The organism is Paraburkholderia sp. A1RI-2L (genome assembly GCF_048957375.1).
Taxonomy (GTDB): domain Bacteria; phylum Pseudomonadota; class Gammaproteobacteria; order Burkholderiales; family Burkholderiaceae; genus Paraburkholderia.
The window spans coordinates 1,161,553-1,178,284 of sequence record NZ_JARBTA010000002.1 but is presented as its reverse complement, the minus strand read 5'-3'; the positions used below and the strand labels follow the sequence as shown (position 1 = coordinate 1,178,284).

General features: G+C 60.3%; 15 protein-coding genes and 2 pseudogenes. 8 read left to right on the top strand and 9 right to left on the bottom strand.

Annotation, left to right across the window (positions count from 1 at the left end; translation table 11 throughout):
* Positions 1–350 precede the first annotated feature (350 nt).
* From PWP93_RS20120 to PWP93_RS20110, 3 genes and pseudogenes are all read left to right on the top strand, one after another.
* A complete protein-coding gene (locus PWP93_RS20120; RefSeq protein WP_421045672.1) occupies positions 351–506 on the top strand; it encodes a hypothetical protein in 156 nt (51 codons plus the stop codon).
* A gap of 262 nt (positions 507–768) precedes the next feature.
* Positions 769–1,263, top strand: a pseudogene (locus PWP93_RS20115) (tyrosine-type recombinase/integrase); the annotation flags it as partial.
* Positions 1,264–1,283: 20 nt separating this feature from the next.
* The gene (locus PWP93_RS20110) at positions 1,284–2,453 is read left to right on the top strand and encodes an IS91 family transposase (protein WP_421045671.1); all 1,170 of its coding nucleotides are present in this window, start codon (positions 1,284–1,286) and stop codon (positions 2,451–2,453) included.
* Positions 2,454–3,012: 559 nt separating this feature from the next.
* Here PWP93_RS20110 and PWP93_RS20105 read toward each other — a convergent pair.
* The 3 genes and pseudogenes from PWP93_RS20105 to PWP93_RS20095 all read right to left on the bottom strand — a co-directional run bounded on the left by PWP93_RS20105 (position 3,013) and on the right by PWP93_RS20095 (position 5,041).
* Positions 3,013–3,759, bottom strand: a complete 747-nt coding sequence (locus PWP93_RS20105) for a glucose 1-dehydrogenase (RefSeq protein ID WP_421046131.1) — start codon at positions 3,757–3,759, stop codon at positions 3,013–3,015.
* A gap of 542 nt (positions 3,760–4,301) precedes the next feature.
* Positions 4,302–4,415, bottom strand: a pseudogene (locus tag PWP93_RS20100) (IS5/IS1182 family transposase); the annotation flags it as partial.
* On the bottom strand, positions 4,409–5,041 hold the full coding sequence (locus PWP93_RS20095) for a TetR/AcrR family transcriptional regulator (protein ID WP_421045670.1): 633 nt from the start codon (positions 5,039–5,041) through the stop codon (positions 4,409–4,411). The gene PWP93_RS20095 and the pseudogene PWP93_RS20100, both read right to left, overlap by 7 nt.
* Positions 5,042–5,323: 282 nt before the next feature.
* Between PWP93_RS20095 and PWP93_RS20090 the strand changes: the two genes are divergently transcribed.
* Both PWP93_RS20090 and PWP93_RS20085 read left to right on the top strand, forming a co-directional pair.
* Positions 5,324–6,217, top strand: coding sequence for an NAD(P)/FAD-dependent oxidoreductase (locus PWP93_RS20090; RefSeq protein ID WP_421046130.1), 894 nt, complete (start codon positions 5,324–5,326; stop codon positions 6,215–6,217).
* Positions 6,218–6,314: 97 nt separating this feature from the next.
* Complete coding sequence (locus PWP93_RS20085) at positions 6,315–7,178, top strand: class I SAM-dependent methyltransferase (RefSeq protein ID WP_421045669.1); 864 nt, start codon at positions 6,315–6,317, stop codon at positions 7,176–7,178.
* A 641-nt stretch (positions 7,179–7,819) separates the two neighbouring features.
* Here the strand turns inward: PWP93_RS20085 and PWP93_RS20080 are convergent.
* From PWP93_RS20080 to PWP93_RS20060, 5 genes are all read right to left on the bottom strand, one after another.
* Positions 7,820–8,821 (bottom strand): transketolase family protein, encoded by a 1,002-nt coding sequence (locus PWP93_RS20080; protein WP_421045668.1) that lies wholly within the window; start codon positions 8,819–8,821, stop codon positions 7,820–7,822.
* Positions 8,818–9,669 (bottom strand): transketolase, encoded by an 852-nt coding sequence (locus PWP93_RS20075; protein WP_421045667.1) that lies wholly within the window; start codon positions 9,667–9,669, stop codon positions 8,818–8,820. Before PWP93_RS20075 ends, PWP93_RS20080 begins: the two co-directional genes overlap by 4 nt.
* Before the next feature lie 26 nt (positions 9,670–9,695).
* Entirely contained in the window at positions 9,696–11,024 is a 1,329-nt protein-coding gene (locus tag PWP93_RS20070) for an MFS transporter (RefSeq protein ID WP_421045666.1), read from the bottom strand.
* A gap of 134 nt (positions 11,025–11,158) precedes the next feature.
* Positions 11,159–11,908: an SDR family NAD(P)-dependent oxidoreductase gene (locus tag PWP93_RS20065; protein ID WP_421045665.1), complete on the bottom strand. Its 750-nt coding sequence runs from the start codon at positions 11,906–11,908 to the stop codon at positions 11,159–11,161.
* A gap of 109 nt (positions 11,909–12,017) precedes the next feature.
* Entirely contained in the window at positions 12,018–12,920 is a 903-nt protein-coding gene (locus PWP93_RS20060) for a LysR substrate-binding domain-containing protein (protein WP_421046129.1), read from the bottom strand.
* A 397-nt stretch (positions 12,921–13,317) separates the two neighbouring features.
* Here PWP93_RS20060 and PWP93_RS20055 point away from each other — a divergent pair, with 397 nt between their 5' ends.
* Entirely contained in the window at positions 13,318–13,527 is a 210-nt protein-coding gene (locus PWP93_RS20055) for an ATP-binding cassette domain-containing protein (RefSeq protein ID WP_421045664.1), read from the top strand.
* Between the two features lie 97 nt (positions 13,528–13,624).
* On the opposite strand, the gene PWP93_RS20050 is transcribed toward PWP93_RS20055, so the two are convergent.
* Positions 13,625–14,443: a transposase gene (locus tag PWP93_RS20050; RefSeq protein ID WP_421045663.1), complete on the bottom strand. Its 819-nt coding sequence runs from the start codon at positions 14,441–14,443 to the stop codon at positions 13,625–13,627.
* Between the two features lie 497 nt (positions 14,444–14,940).
* Here PWP93_RS20050 and PWP93_RS20045 point away from each other — a divergent pair, with 497 nt between their 5' ends.
* Positions 14,941–15,201 carry a helix-turn-helix domain-containing protein gene (locus tag PWP93_RS20045; protein ID WP_254357385.1) on the top strand — a complete coding sequence of 87 codons (261 nt, stop codon included), beginning with the start codon at positions 14,941–14,943 and terminating at the stop codon, positions 15,199–15,201.
* A gap of 2 nt (positions 15,202–15,203) precedes the next feature.
* Complete coding sequence (locus PWP93_RS20040) at positions 15,204–16,544, top strand: type II toxin-antitoxin system HipA family toxin (RefSeq protein ID WP_421045662.1); 1,341 nt, start codon at positions 15,204–15,206, stop codon at positions 16,542–16,544.
* The last annotated feature ends 188 nt before the right edge of the window (positions 16,545–16,732 follow it).

The following is a 16,732-nucleotide window of genomic DNA, read 5'->3' as shown; positions in this document are numbered from 1 at the left end:
ATGCTCGCCTCTCAGTTGCGAACGATTCTCTATCCGGTGTGCTGGATTTAGCGCTTACGTCTAAAGCACAGTGCCGCACTGCTCGTTACGACCTACATAGACCTTTCAATCACGAAGCGCTGCTCAAGAATTAAGCCCTCACTGGCGACCGGGTGTCGCACCGCACAAACGGGTAAAACCTTTATATTGGCGGGGTTTGGGTCGCCCTCTTTTTGCAGTGCGGTCCAGATCGCCAGGCGCGATCGGACCCCGTGTGCGGCCTTGCCGGTTGTCGACAGCCATGGCACCAAAGTGATTCGCCCCCCTGTCAGCGTCGCCAGTTTCTGCCTATACCTCGAAAGGAAGTCCCTGTGAAATACATTCCCCGCATCGCCGCATCTGCCGCCCTCGTCGTCGTCGCCTTCGCTGTTGTCACGTTCGCCCAGATCAAGTTCGCGCCCCATTCCGCAGACAACAACCCGCTCGCACAGATCGTCCTCAACGTCGAGTCGCAACTGAACGGCTGATCCCCGCCGTCAAAGACAGGCGCCATCGTCCTCGGCACTCTCGCGCCAGTCGCGACCCGTCCGGCGGCACCACGCGCACTGCTGGCAGGCAGTGCCAAACTCATGTTTGAGCGCTTCCAATCCCTCGTCTCACGCCGGATTGCTGCACGGAAAGAACGTCTGCATTTCTCCCTCTGAGCGTGCACCAAAGCGCCAGCGCTCCCACATCAGCGCTTTTTGCTTCTCGCTGTAATAGATCCGGCGCCTCTGTTTCATTTGCAACACTGCGCTGTCGGTCGCCTACGGTGCCGGGCTGCGCGCGAGCGAAGTGGTGGCGCTGAAGGTCACCGACGTCGACAGCCAGCGCATGACACTGCGTATCGAGCAGGGCAAGGGCCGCCGCGACCGCTACGCAATGCTGTCACCGGTTCTACTTGAGCGTCTGCGTGTGTGGTGGCGCGTGGCCCGTGCGCAGGGCAAGATGCTCGACGGCGGGTGGCTGTTTCCCGGGCTCGATCCGGTCGATGCGCTGAGCACGCGGCAACTGAACCGCGCCATTCACGCCGCCGCCGAGGCCGCGCACATCGACAAGCGCGTGTCCATGCACACGCTTCGACACAGTTTCGCGACACACCTCCTTGAACAGAAGGTGGACATCCGCGTGATCCAGGTCCTGCTTGGCCATGCGAAGCTGGAGAACACCGCGCTTTACGTCCAGGTCGCCACCGACCTGCTGCAGGAGGTCACCAGCCCGCTGGACCGGCTGCCTCCCGAGTAAGCCCGCAGCCGCAACGCCTCATGCTGGAGGTTGCGGAGATCTTCCGCAGCCACGTGCCAGCGTGGCGAGCCACGACACACCTGAGCCTGGGGCAGCTGAAGGTCATGTCAGCCATCGAACGGTGCCGCACGGCGGCACTGGGCGGACATGTGCTGCGCTGTTCAGGCTGCGCAAGGACGGAGGTGTCCTTCAACTCGTGCCGCAACCGCCATTGCCCGAAGTGCCAGGCCAGTGCCGCACACCGCTGGCTGGAGGCGCGCCAGGCCGACCTGCTACCCGTTGAGTACTTCCACGTCGTCTTCACGCTTCCCGCACCCATCGGCGCGATCGCCTGGCACAACAAACGGATCATCTACGGCCTGCTGCTCGACATCGCCGCCGACACGCTGCGCACGATCGCTGCCGATCCCAGGCATCTCGGCGCGCAGATCGGGGCCACGCTCGTATTGCACACCTGGGGCTCGGCGCTCACGCATCATCCACACGCGCACGGCATCGTACCCGGCGGCGGACTCTCGCCCGATGGCGAGCGCTGGATTGCGTGCCGGCCCGGCTTCTTCCTGCCGGTGCGCGTGCTCTCACGCCTGTTCCGCCGGCGCTTCCTCGAAGCGCTCGAACTGGCCCACCGGAATCGCCAGCTGCAGTTCTTCGGCGAGTACACCGGGCTCGCTGATCCCGCCACCCTTGCCCGCTGGCTTGCGCCGCTGCGTACCTGCGAATGGGTGGTCTACGCCAAGCGCCCGTTCGCCGGACCGAAGGCGGTGCTCGAGTACCTCTCACGCTACACGCACCGCGTTGCCATCTCCAACCAGCGTCTGGTCGCCTTCGATGAGCGCGGTGTGACGTTCCGCTGGAAGGACTACCGCGCGAAGGGACACACCCGCTACAAGACCATGACCCTCGAAACCGGCGAATTCATGCGCCGCTTCCTGCTCCATGTGCTGCCTGGCGGCTTCCATCGCATCCGTCACTACGGACTGCTCGCCAACCCGGTACACCGCATCAGGCTCGCCAGGGTGCGCGATCTGCTACACGTCGAACCCGTGATCAGCCCGTCACCGGACAACGCCACCATCGAAACCCGGCCCGTCTTCATCTGCCGGCACTGTGGCGCACCGATGATCGTCGTCGACATCCTCGCGCGCAGCGCTCCGATCCGCGCACCGCCAATACGCCGGGATCAGACATGAACTTCATGGCTCCTCGATATCCGAACCGACCGTCGGCTTTGCGGCAACGCGGCCCACGAGCGGACGTTTGCGCGTGTCGCTTCTCGAAGCGCCTCCCAAGCCCGCGTCATCACCGCGATCGCACCTCAGCACCGCTTCGCCATCGCGTCAGTGCCCGTCCGGCATCCTGCCTGAACGCGCCGCATCCGGCACCACTGTGCATCCCGGCCTATCAATCGCCATAGCCGCGAAGACTTCAAGCGCTTCGGGGCACTCCGCGGTTTCCTCCATCGAGGCTTATTCGACGCCTGCCGACATGCGCGGAGGCACTGTCACAATCCTGTGGCCGATGGCAGGCATCGAATAACCCTTAACGCACAGCGACCGATGGCTGATCGCCGTCCAGCAGTGCCTGCGTTCACACGCAGGCCTGCTCCGCAATCTCAAGTGCGTCGTGGACCATAGTGTCAAGGTAGCCGTCACGTACCCGATCGATAAGAACAAGGCCTCGGCGCCTGTAGATGCCAAGGCTTCTTCATCGCAGCTCAAGAACGAAATGCGTTGCTGCGTCTGAGTATCGTCAGCGCATGCCGCCGCTCGCGACGATGCGGTCGCCCGTTAGCCAGCCTGAGTCGTCGGATGCGAGGAACACGGCAATCGATGCGATGTCTTCCGGCTGACCCACACGGCCGAGCGGCGTCTGGCTCACCGCCATCGTTTCGAAGTCCGACCCGACGATCCCTGCCGCGTGCGTGCCTTCGGTGATCACGACACCCGGATTGATTGCGTTCACGCGGATCTTTCGCTGCCCCAGTTCGCGCGAAAGCACACCCGTAATTGCGTCAACAGCGCCTTTCGTGCCGGTATATACAGCGCTCGCCGGCGGCGTGATTGTGGTCACCACGGAACTCACGTTGATAATGCTCGCACCCTCGCCTAAATGCTTCAGAGCGGCTTGTGTCGTGAGCAGCAGGCCGAGCACATTGATATTGAACTGCCGGTGGAATTGCTCTTCGGTGATCTCTTCGATCGGCGCCAACTCATAGACACCCGAATTATTGACGAGGATGTCGATGCGGCCATAGGTTTCGATCGCTGCGTCGATGATGCGCTGCGCGTCTGCAGCCTTGGACACATCGCCGCCAACTGCAATCGCCTTGCCGTTGGCCGATGTGATCCCGGCGACGACGGCGTCGGCACCCGCCTTGCTGCTTGCGTAATTGACAACCACCGAAGCGCCCTCCGCCGCGAGCGCCTTGGCAATACCTGCGCCGATTCCCTTCGACGCACCAGTGACGACGGCCACTTTGCCTGCGAGCTTGCCCATATCCTTTTCTCCAATCGATTCGATGGCATTGAACGGAACCGGCTGCTTCCCACGCCAACCGGCCTGCGATGGAATGAGTGTAGAAAGTCGCTGCGCTGCGATAAAGCGGCTCAAGGCGAATTGACCTGAAGGATCTCGCGAACAATCCCGCCCGCCTCCGAGACCGTGCAGCGGCTTATGTGGACATCCCTCCGGGCTATTTGAGCAGCAACGGACATATCGCCTGATGTGAACCTGACATTCTTTTGCGGCCGGAACGCTCGTGATCCTGGTGGAGGACCGTAATGACACACAGGATCTTCACTCCACAGACGCGGCGCTTTTGCCCACGACTGCATAGTGGATCAACCCGCGGCGCCTGCCTGAACACGGCGAAGCAGGTCGTCAGTCAGACCCTCCGACACCCGTTGCTCAGCTGTCTTATAGTCGAACACGGGCAAAGGCTCGTCTCGACCCTTCTCTGTCGTTCCACTCAGGCCGCAGTAGCGACCGCTATCGTGTGTAAAGCGTGCTCTGCCTGCTCGCGCGGACGGCTTTTGCGCTCATGCAATGGCCTCGCCCATTAGTCGTCCTCGCATCATCCATAGGTTGCTCAGGGCGAACAGCGTATGCATGCCGCGCGTTCTTCATCGACCGCAATAGCGCACCTTTAGATGCCACCGTGCGCAGCGATGAACATGGCGACGGCCGACCGGCAATAGGATTCGATTTCGTTGTCGTCCTCTGCTCTCGCCTCATCGAAGCGTACGATCAACAGGAGATCGGCTCCTTTGAAAAGCGCGGCAAACAAGCGGGCGGACAAGTGAGCATCGGGTACGTTCAGCATCGCTTTCGCATGCAACTGACGCAATACGGCCTCGATTTGAGCGATGACATGGGCTGGCCCGGCTTCGTAATGGAGCTTGCTTAACGCCTTTTGATTCGTCTTGTCGGCCAAGACCATGGCTTCGACACTGCGGACGTCCGGGCTCAGCAGCGTGCGAAGCAGGGATGATCCCACCGCCATGAGCTGATCTTCAGCCGAACCGTCAACGCCTTCAGAAAGGGCCTGCGGTGCAAATTGATCGCAGCGGGCCACCATGGCCGCGCTGAACAGCGCCTCCTTGTTCTCGAAGTGCCGATAGATGCTCAGCTTGGATATCTTCGCCCGCTGCGCGACCTTGTCCATGGTCGTCGCTTGAAAACCCAATTCCACAAAGAGTTCGCAGGCGGCGTCGACTATCGTTTGGCGAAGCGCCTCGTTGGCGGGCCGGCCCCGCCGGCCCTGGCTGTTTTCGGTCACGACAATTCCAGTACTTGACAGTATTCAAAGTCTTGCAATACGATACCACGCAGTATCTTAAATGTGCAAGCCAAGGGCAGGTCTCAACCGGTTGTCCGAATCAGGTTTCCCCGGCCGCCCGGCGATATCGAATGCGGCATTGTCCGACCGGTCAACACAGTGATGGGCGCCTTTCTCGCCGATGCCGATGCCCTGCCCGCTGGCCGTCTCGAACGCGTATCGCCGGACGATATTGCAAACCACGCCCAGCCCCCCTCCATCCACAACACGGAGCCCATCACCATGGATGACGTCATCATCATCGGCGGCAGCTTTGCCGGCCTAGCCGCCGCCCTGCAGCTTGGCCGTGCCCGCCGCAAGGTCACCGTTCTCGATACCGGCCGGCCGCGCAACCGCTTTGCGGGCCACTCGCATGGCTTGCTCGGCCACGATCATAAGCCGCCGCTGGACATCCTGATCGAGGCGCGGCAGCAGTTGACGCGCTATCCAACGATCAGGCTGGTCAATGCCCGGGCCGAGAGCGTGTCTGGTACCATCGACGATTTCTGCGTCGTCACTGACGATAACGAAAGCCTAAGGGCGCACCGCCTGATCCTGAGCTATGGTGTCGCCGACCAGATGCCGGATGTTCCGGGCTTTGCCGAAAGCTGGGGCACGTCCATCGTGCCCTGCCCCTATTGCGACGGCTTTGAAGTCGCCGGCCAGCATTGGGGCCTCGTCTGGTCCGGCCCGCAGTCGTACCAGTCGGTCAGGTTGTTCCGCGATTGGACGGACAAGCTGACTGTCTTCGCCGATGGTCATGACATTGCGCCCGATATCCAGGCCGATCTGGCGCGCCGCAACATACCTCTCGTCGATGGCCGGATCATCGAGATCGCCCACCAGAAAGGCCATATCACCACCGTCAATCTCGATTCCGGTCGCAACGTGGCGGTCGACGTCCTGTTCGCCAATCCGCGCAACAAGCCGTCGGCAAGCCTGCATGAATCACTGGGCCTCGCCACGGTGGATACGCCCACCGGCATCGTTCTCAAGGTCGACGAGCGCCGCCAAACCAGCATGCCCGGCATCTACGCCGCTGGCGACCTCGCCACGCCCTTCTTACCATCGGTTACCCAGGCATCCTCGCAGGGTGCGATGGCGGGCATCTTCGCCCAGCAGTCGATGGTGGTTTGAGAGCACAGATTCCCTTCTCCTGTTGCGTCGTCGCCTTCGAAAAGGTTGGCGTAGATCGACGCGGTGAAGGGTGGATCGTCGAGTCAAGGAGAATGACATGGCAAAGCAAAGTGCGAATCAGGTGGGTGACTGGAACGGTCAAAGCGGGGAGCGCTGGGTCGCCAACCAGGCCCGGCTCGACGCTCTGGTAGCGGTGTTCGGCCAGGCCGCGATAGAAGCCGCCGCGCCCGCGACGGGCGAGCGCGTGCTAGACATCGGCTGCGGCGCGGGCGCGTCAACTCTGACTCTGGCAGCCCGCGTCGGCGCGGGGGGCCAAGTGCTGGGCGTGGACATATCCGAACCGCTGATCGACCGAGCCCGCGCGCTTGCGCGACACGATACGCCGGCCCTGTTTCAGGTGGCCGACGCCAGCAGCGCCGATCTGCCCGAGGGCGCGTTCGATATCCTGTTCTCGCGTTTCGGCGTGATGTTCTTCGACGATCCGACAGCGGCGTTCACCCATATGCGACGCGCGCTCCGGCCGGGCGGCCGGGTCGCCTTCGTCTGCTGGCGCGGTGTGGCCGAGAACGATTGGATGCGCCTGCCGGTGGGCGCGCTCAAGGGCATCCTCCCACCGAGTGCGCTGCCCGATCCCGAAGCGCCCGGCCCGTTTTCTTTCGGCGACCGGGAGCGCGTGGCACGCATCCTGACGGCGGCCGGCTTTACCGATATCGCTATCTCGCCCTTCGACGCGGCCGTCCCATTCGGCGAGGGCGAAACGCGGGACGCTGCGATCGACGACGCGGTGAAGATGACGCTCGAGGTCGGTCCGCTGTCGCGCGCGCTCGCTGATCAGCCCGACGACATCCGCGCCCGCGCCTCGGCCGCGGTTCGTGCCGCCTTCGCGGGCCTCCCCGGCGAGCGGTCGGTAATGATCAACGGCGCGGCGTGGATCGTCATGGCACGCATTCCGGCAAGCTGACAGGTTACGTCGACCAATGTGTCAGAATCGGCAACTCCTCGTGTCTCGGGGAGGGTCTACCTTGAGCGCCGAACGGCCGGAACGCGGCGCTGATTGGCCATTGAGGGCGAAAAGAGCAGTGGCTCTTGATGGCCGCGTACCGACTCATGCAATTTGCATACGCAACTTGAACATCCCTAGGCTGTGGTAGGCAGCACGCGACCCATCTCGGCCAGTCACGGTGTTCATCCTGACCGTCGACAGCTCGCTCAGCAGCGGACGTTCGTCGATTCACATACGGCGCCAGCGGCAGTGTTTCGGCCGTTTTGAGAGCAGGCCGTTCTTTGTTTAACCACGACCGCGTCACCCTCAACCGCGAGCGTATATTGTGCCGGTCGGCGATGCTTACAATGTGCCTACCACTTCCTCGCCCTACCAACGAACTATCCTGTCGGAGAGCTCCGCTTGACAAGCGCCCGCCCAACGTGTGTTGCTGCCGTCTCGGGAAGCGAAAAGTGGCCTTGGCTGCCGCCATGGAGCTGAAAAGGCCCACCCGTAGAGGGCCTAACCCACGCCACGTGAGACATTGAGGAGACGCTTGAAAAGCGACCGCGCTGGCGTACGCATCTTCGATATGCGAACGCCAGTCGACCAGTCGATGCTTAAGCCAGCCACTGCTTGATGTTGGCCGCCATGACATTTGTCGAAATACCATAGCGGTCGTGGAGCGTCGGCAATGCACCTGCGTCGAGAAACTCATCGGGCAGCGCTACCTGTTTGAAGGTACACGAAACGCCGGCGCTCAAGAGCGTGGTTGCAACAGCTTCACCCAAACCGCCGATAACCGTATGATTCTCGGCGACGACGACCATGCGACCGGTCCGCTTTGCCTCGCGGAGGATGGTTTCTGTGTCGAGTGGCTTGATGGTCGGGACGTGCAGCACCGCGACGTCCACCTTGTCCGACGCCAGCGCTTTCGCAGTTTCCAGCGCACGCATTGTCATGATGCCCGACGAGATGATGAGAACGTCGTCGCCATCGCGCAGCATCTTGGCTTTCCCGAGTTCGAACTGATAGTTGTACTCGTCGAGCACCGCGGGCACGTTGCCACGCAGAAGTCGTGCATAGACCGGACCCTTGTGCGCGGCGATGGCCGGTACCATCTGTTCAATGTCGAGCGCATCGCACGGGTCAATTACCGTCATGTTCGGCATCGCGCGCATGAGCGCGAGGTCTTCAGCGGCCTGGTGGCTCGGGCCATAACCGGTCGTCAGGCCTGGCAGGGCGCAAACGATTTTGACATCAAGGTTGTCTTCGGCGATGGTCTGATGAATGAAGTCGTACGCGCGCCGCGTCGCGAATACCGCATAGGTGGTGACGAAGGGCTGCGCTCCTTCGTGGGCGAAGCCAGCGGCGGCACCCATGAGAAGTTGCTCTGCCATGCCCATCTGGTAGTACCGCTCCGGAAACTCCTTCGCGAAGATATGGAGGTCGGTGTACTTGCCCAGGTCGGCCGTCATGCCAATGACATTCGTCTTCGCTCGCGCCAATTCGACGAGTGCATGTCCGAACGGCGCGGAGCGTGTCACCTGGCCGTCACCGGCGATGGATGCAATCATCGCCGAGGTCTTCAGACGAGGCTTTTTATCGACGACCGAGTTCATGCTTTGCTCCCTGCAAAAGTTTCATCAAGTGCTTCCAGCGCCAACTTCCATTCATGTGCATCCACCCGGATGAAGTGGTTCTTCTCCCGTTGCTCGAGGAACGGTACGCCGCAGCCCATCTTCGTGTCGCACACGATGATTCTCGGCTTCGCCTCCTTCAGGTTTCGAGCGTTGTCGAAGGCTGCCTTCACGGCATTGATATCGTTCCCGTTCACGCGTTGTACGTACCAGCCGAACGCTTCAAGCTTCGGAACGAGCGGCTCGAAGGCCATGATTTGCGTCGACGGGCCGTCGGCCTGCTGATTGTTGACGTCGACCATCGCAATCAGGTTGTCCAGCTTCCAGTGTGCCGCTGAGAGAAGACCCTCCCAGATGGCGCCTTCGTCGAGTTCGCCATCGGAGAAGAGCGTGTACACGAACGATTTCGAGCCTTTACGCTTGAGTCCGAGACATCGGCCGACAGCAATCGTTAGCCCCTGGCCAAGCGACCCACCGGACATTTCCATCCCCGGTGTGTAGCTCGCCATGCCGGACATCGGCAGACGACTGTCGTCACTGCCATAGGTCTCCAGCTCTTCTTCGGGAAGAATGCCAGCTTCGAACAATGCGGCGTAGAGCGCGATTGCGTAATGACCGTTCGACAACAGGAATCGGTCCCGGTCCTCCCAGTCTGGCTCCGCCGCGCGATAGTTCATCGCGCCGAAATATGAAACGGCCAGAACGTCAGCGATGTCGAGCGCCTGGCCGATATAACCCTGGCCCTGTACTTCGCCCATCAGCAAAGCGTTGCGGCGGATGCGGTATGCGCGCTCAGCGAGCGACACATCCTCGATGACGGTTGTACTCATTTACTCGTCTCCTTGAAAGAGTTCGTTCAGCGATTGACAGTCTTTGCGGGCACGAAGAACACCAGAACCGCACCCAGCACGATGGCCGTCGAAATGAAGATGAGGCCTGCTGTTGCCTTGCCGGTACAGTCGTTGAGCCATCCGACAATGGCGGGCGAAAAGAAGCCGGCCAGATTAGCGAAACAGTTGACCGCGGCAATTCCGGCTGCGGCGGACATGCCGCTGAGAACCGCAGTGGGCAGCGCCCAAAATAGCGACGAAGAGGCGAGGATGCCGGCAGCAGCGATGCTTACGCAGACAATCGACGCGCCTACGCTTCCCAACATCGGCAGTGTGGCAAACGCGGCGGCAGAAACCAGCATTGGAATTGCCAGATGCAAACGGCGCTCACGTCGCTTATCGGCGCTACTTCCGAGAAGGGGCAACGCGATGATGGCGCAAATGTAAGGAATCGCGGTCAGCACACCAACCCACAGCGGGTCGGCGACACCTGTGCGGCGAACAATTGTCGGCAACCAGAACGTCAGTCCGTATTGACCGAGGACCACACAGAAGTAAATTCCAGCCATTAGCCAAAGACGGCGGTCGCGGATGAAGGCGCGGATGGACACGTGTTGGGTAGTCGCTGTACGGTCACTTTCCACGTTGCGCTTGAGTAACGCCTTCTCATCGTCTGAAAGCCATTTGGCACTGGCGATGCCGTTGTCGAGATACAGAAAAATTGCGATACCAAGAAGCAACGATGGGAGTGCCTCCAGCATGAAAAGCCACTTCCATCCTGCAAGTCCCTGGGCTCCCTGGAATGAATGCAGAATCCAGCCAGAGAGCGGGCCACCGAGGATGCCGGCCATCGGAATAGCCATGAAGAACATCGAGAGCGCTTTTGCGCGCCTGGCTGCGGGGAACCAGTAGGTCATGTACAAAATCACGCCCGGCGCAAATCCCGCTTCAGCAACGCCGAGCAGAAAGCGCAAAATATAAAATGTAGTGGGCGTTTTCACAAATACAAAGCTCGCGGATATCACCGCCCAGGTCAGCATGATGCGCGCGAGCCAATTTCTTGCGCCAACTTTGTGAAGGATGAGATTGCTCGGTACTTCGAAGAGGAAGTAGCCCAGAAAGAAGATGCCTGCGCCCACGCCATAGATGGTTTCTGAGAAGCGAAGGTCGTTGAGCATCTGCAGCTTTGCGAAACCCACGTTCACCCGGTCGAGATATGCGCCGAGATAGCAAAGCATCAGAAATGGAATCAGACGACGGGCGACCTTTGCGTAGGTTCTCGCCTCGAAGTTCGTTGCATCGCTGGAAGCGGAAAGGTCTGCACCGATTCCCGGTGTGGCCAGTCTGGATTTCATGGAATGTCTCCTGTCATCTGAGCCCATCGCAGTGATGGGCTCAGCGCAATGTCTCTGGGCCGCTTTAGCGGCAAGACGCCTCGGCTAATCCAAGTGCGCCGTATGCTTGGGCAACGTCTGAAGCGAACGCTACTTCAGTGAATCAGCATGCCGCCGTTGACGTCGAGCGTGACGCCGGTCAGATAGGTGGAGAGGTCGCTCGCCAGGAAGAGGCACGCGTTGGCGATGTCGTTTGCCTCGCCGAGACGCCCCAACGGGATGCCCTTGATGATGTCTGCGCGCATCTCAGGGGTCAGCTTGTCTCCCGTGATGTCCGTCTGGATGAGGCCAGGCGTAATCGAATTGACGCGGATATGGTCGCCGCCAAATTCACGGGCCATCGCCTTGGCAAGCCCGAGAACACCAGCCTTCGCTGCGCTGTAGTGGGGACCGCCGAAGATGCCGCCGCCGCGTTGCGCGGAAACGGATGACATGCACACGATGCTCCCCCGTTGCTGCTTCTTCATGTGGGGAATGACCGCCTGCGACATGTACAGGGTGCCTAGCAGGCTGACGCCGACAACCGCGTCGAAGTTGTTCTTGGAGATTTCGAGTGTCTTTATGGGCTGCGTAATCCCGGCGTTGTTTATCAACGCGTCGATTCGGCCGTATTTAGCAGCGACTGCATCTGCTGCGGCTACGCAGGCTTCCTTGTCGGTGACGTCGCACGCCAGACCGAGATGACCTTCCCCGAGGTCACGCGCAGCGCTTTCCGCGTCCGCCAGGTTCAGGTCCAGAATCGCGATGCGCGCGCCTTGCGCAGCCATCGCCTTTGCCGTCGCTTTACCGATGCCGCGTGCCGATGCCGCGCCCGTGACGATAACGACTTGATTCTCGAGCAACATGTGGGTGTCTCCATTGACGAACTAGGTGTAGGCGAAGTTTGTCCGCCGGCGAACCTTGCATCAACGCAGTTCCCCTCAACCGTAGCTGAGAAATTTTCAGCCCCTAGGGTTATCCCTGCGAGCCCACCTTGCAGCGTTCAATTTCCTCTTCAATCCAGGTCAAAAATTTTGCAACTCGGGGCAATTCGGCGTTCTGGCTAGGGTAAACGAGATGATGTGCGCCAACCTCGACCGAATGGCTATTGTCGAAGACCTGCACAAGTGCGCCGTCCTTTATCTTTTGCGAAGCCATCATCACGCTTTCCAGAGCAATTCCGAGCCCTAGCGAAGCTGTCTCGATGGACATGTAGGAACGGTCGAACGAGAAGTCGAACGTCTTGTTCGCACCAGCAACCCCGGCTCGCCCAAACCATTGCCGCCACTGAACGAGAGGCGTCTCCGAATAGACGAGCCGCTGGGCCAGCAGGTCATCTGGAGTCTTCACCGGATGCCGCTCGAGATAGGCCGGCGACGCCAGTGGGGCAATGAATTCGCCCCGGACCGTGCGCACTTCAAGGTTGCTCCATTCTCCATAGCCATGACGAATGTCGATGTCGTAATACCCGTTCGAAAACGATACGTTCTCGTACGAGCAGGCGACGTTCAACTGAACGTCGCCATTTGCTTCCTGAAATGAGGATAGCCGCGGCAATAGCCACATCAGGCCGAAACTCGGGCTCGAATGCACGCGCAGGATGTCGACTTCCTTCTGACTCGAGGCACGCTCAGTTGCCCGGCTGAGGTCTGCCAGCGACCCCGTGACATCCGCCAGATAGCGTTCGCCCGTTGGCGTGAGGACGAGACCACGTCCTGTCCGTTGAAACAGGGATTGGCCAATCATTGACTCGAGATTGCTTAGCTGATGGCTCACGGCCGACGCTGTGAGGTTAAGCTCTTCTGCTGCCCGATTAACGCTCTTCGTGCGTGCGATGCTCTCGAAGGCGATGATGGCCTTCAACGGAGGAATTCTCATGGTCAAATTTTTTTCAGCCGCGGTTGAACAAAACTGCATTGCCTTCGGACTGTGGTCGCTGCCATCCTCGACATCAAGCGATACGGACACGAAAGCAGATGAAATGTTACCCGTGTCAGGCACGCCTGGTGGCCTAAAGTCTTGCCTCATATAAATATTGCGCGGTGCAGCAACCGCTCAGGAGACGTTCATGGATTACCTGACTTCCCTTTCCCGAAAGCAATCGCCCCGTCACGACAAGGCCGTACAGAGCTAGCGCGGACGACCATGGCCGAGTTCGGCACGGCGCATTTCCAGCCACTCGGTTAAGCCTTCAGAAAATGTGACTGGCCGCCAACTGCTCTTGCGGCCGGCAGTTGGAGACGTTCGTTCGCAGATTTCGCGACGGAGATTTGCTATGTCTGAACAACCTGCATTGCTGCTAGCGAAGTCAATCGTAAAAAGCTTCGGGGCTACCAGCGTCCTTAGAAGCTTCGACCTGTCAGTGAGTCCTGGCGAGGTGCACGCGTTCCTTGGTGGGAACGGAGCCGGGAAGTCGACGTTCATCAACAACTGGTTGCGGGTTTCGGTTCACTGCGAACGGAAGAACCACGATGGACGCTGGTGATCGCGCGAAGTCAGGCGCATCGTTGCAGAAAACGACAGCTATTCGGTATCGAATCCTGCATTATGATCAGGAATGCGAATGCAATAGGCGTGAGTATTCATGACGCGTAGTGCACGTCACTGATGCGTTCAAAGCGTAGCAGCAGACGGCGGAATTTGTCCTCCCAGGCAAAGACCCGCTCAATGGTCCTGAAGCGCTCCTCGAAGATGGCCGGATCATAGCGCTGCTTGCGGCCGCGCTTCGGTGTTTTGCGCCCGCGTGGATTCTCGGGGATGTTTGGGATCATGCCGCGGTTGAAAATCGCCTTGCGGTTGACCCTGCAGTCGTAGACGCCATCCAGGCTGAAGATTGAACAGCGCAGGTCCGCGCCAATGGCGCGTGCCATGGCGGTAAGACTGGGCAGCGCGTCGCGCAACAGCGGTGATTCGTTGCGGTTGCCGGGAGCACTGATAAATGGAGCAATGACGTTGCAGTTGCGATCACACAAGGCCACCACTTTGTCGCCCTTCATATGCTTGTGCCCACTGTATCCGAGATTGTCGCCACCTTTCTTCGCCGCCGTCGTGGTACCGTCACCGTGGATGATCGAAAGATCAAGCCGCTGGTCCTGATGAAGTTGCTGCACCGAGCCTGAAAAGATGGCATCGATGCAACCGTCGGCCTGCCAGCGACGAAACATCCGGTAGATACGTGTATAGTGGATTTCAGGGTGACCTTCTGCATTCCTCTCGATCGGCAGCATCTTCCATTGACAACCCATGTACAGTACCTGCAGGATGTAGTTGAAGATTTTGTGCAAGGCCAGCGTGGGGGAAGGTCCGCGCCGGCCCAGGCTCAGATGCGGCCAGACAAATTGCTCGAACTGCTCCAGGCTCAATCTTGTTGGAATCTCTTGCCAGCATGGGATTCGGGTCATTCGCTGCGTCCAGAAATCTGGACTTTAGCCGATCTGGCCACTCTGACCTGAGATCCAGTCTTGGTGCGGCTTGCAGACAAATTCCCCGACCGTCGAAAACCCGCAACCAGTTGATTGTATTCGTGGCGCCTTGCTGCCCAGGTGAGGGACACTCAGCTGCGCGCCGCCGCGCGGACGGATCGCCGGGCGCGCCTGCATTGGCGCGACCATCGTCGTGCCATCGAAGTGCCCATTGAACCCCGACGCTTCAGTCAACTTTGCTGGAACCGCGCCAGTTCACTCGTTGTCGCTTGTATTGAGGCTCACTGGCGCAGGACGGAGCCTCTGAAAAGGGTCGCCAAGGAGACGGCGACGACGCCTTTGTAGCACTTCGGCCACCAAGTGAATCCATTCTTCGCTTTTTGTGTCCCAGGGGATACAAGCGCGCCTTGTCTCATTGTAGCCGTTAGGCTACAATTTCATCGTTTTTAGGCAATTGTGAGGCCCCTGGGCTACAAGTGACGAATCTGGCAGACGTTGGAGAGATGCTCAAGCAGGCGCGCAGCGACGCGGGCCTCTCGCAAAAAGACCTTGCTGAACGCGCGGGCGTCGCTCGCACAACGCTCGCGCGCATGGAGACGCTCGCGCGTGGTGACATGAGCGTGGCGGTGCTCGTCCGGCTCCTCGAAGCGGCCGGCTACGACCTCCGCGTCGTCAAACGCGGTCATGCCCGCACGCTCGACGACGTGCTCAAAGAACAGAAACAATCCGGAGCCTGAGCATGCGCCTTCACGTCTACGTCAAGGGCAAGCCCGTCGCGCAGTTGTACCGCCATCAAGACAATTATGCGCTTCGGTACAGCACCGATGCGTCACCCGAGGACTGCGTCAGCCTGGCCATGCCTGTTCGCGAAGAACCGTGGGTGTGGCCCCGCGATTTGCACCCATTCTTTCGCCAGAACCTGCCCGAAGGATTCCTTCTTCAGGTCATCCGTGAGGAATTCGGCCCCCTCCTCGACGGAACGGACCTGTCGTTGCTCGCCGTCATAGGCGGCGCCGGCATTGGCCGCGTGACAGTGGCGCCTGAGGGCGGCCAGCCCGGTGGTGAGCTCGACCCGCTTGACCTGAATACCCTGCTTCATCAGGACGTCTCGACCGAGCACTTCGCGGAGCTGGTGAGGTACTACGCGCGCGCCGCCATCTCGGGCGCGGTGCCGAAGTTCCTGGCGCCGGAGGTTTCCTCCGCGCAAACGCCAGTCGGCAAGCAGACGCTGCGCACCAGCCGGCACATCATCAAGGGTTCGGACGAGCAGACGCCCTACCTTGGGTTCAATGAGCATTACACGATGCGCGTGCTCGCGAGACTCGACGTAGTTCGAGTCGCCAAAACAACCATGTCTGACGACGGGCGTGTGCTGGTCGTCGACCGCTTTGACGTCGATGAATTTGGGATGCCTGCATACGGCGTCGAGGACGCATGCAGCCTCCTCGGTCTCCCGCCGCATGAGAAATATCGGCCTTCGACAGAGCAGGTGCTAAACGCAACGAAGCCCTACATCAGCAGTGCGAACTGGAGACAGCAGGCCGAACATTTTGGCTGGCTGATACTGACCAACTACGTTGTTCGCAACGCGGACTGCCACTCGAAGAACATTGCTCTGCTCTACTCGAACATCAACGACGTCGCGTACACCCCCGTGTACGACATTGTGACCACCCAGGCGTACCCCCGCTTTGCCAGCAATCCACCCGGGCTCAGTGTCGACGGACGCAAGACCTGGACCCCGGGCAAAACACTCGAGCGATTCTTCAACACGCGGCTGGGCATCCCGCCTCGGCGTTACCGCGAGATGGTCGAGGCGCTCTGCGATTCGGCCGTATCAACTGGGAAAGAAGTTGTCGAGGCTGCGAAGAACGAACCTCGATGGCACTGGATTGCGAAGCAGATGCTGTACGCGTGGAACGAGGGCATGGCGACCGTGCGAAGCGCAAAGCCGCAAGCAGAGCTCAAGGGCCTCACACCCATTCTTGAGGCGGCCGGATTCTCGGATTCAGACAAGCCGGAGAGCACGCGAGAAGTGATTGGACGTTCCGAGCTTCTCGCTCCTGCGAGAAAGGGTTGACCCCTGCACGTCCAGGTTCTGGACCGGGAAATGGGAGTTACGGGCTGGGTGCGCAACAGATGGACGACTCGGTGGAGGCTCGGTGGAGGTATTGGTGCAGAGTTCGCCGAAGCAGCTCTTCGGCATGTGCTCATGGCCAAGAGAGGGGGCGAGATGCTCGAGTTCATCCGGGAAGTCTTGAGCCCCGC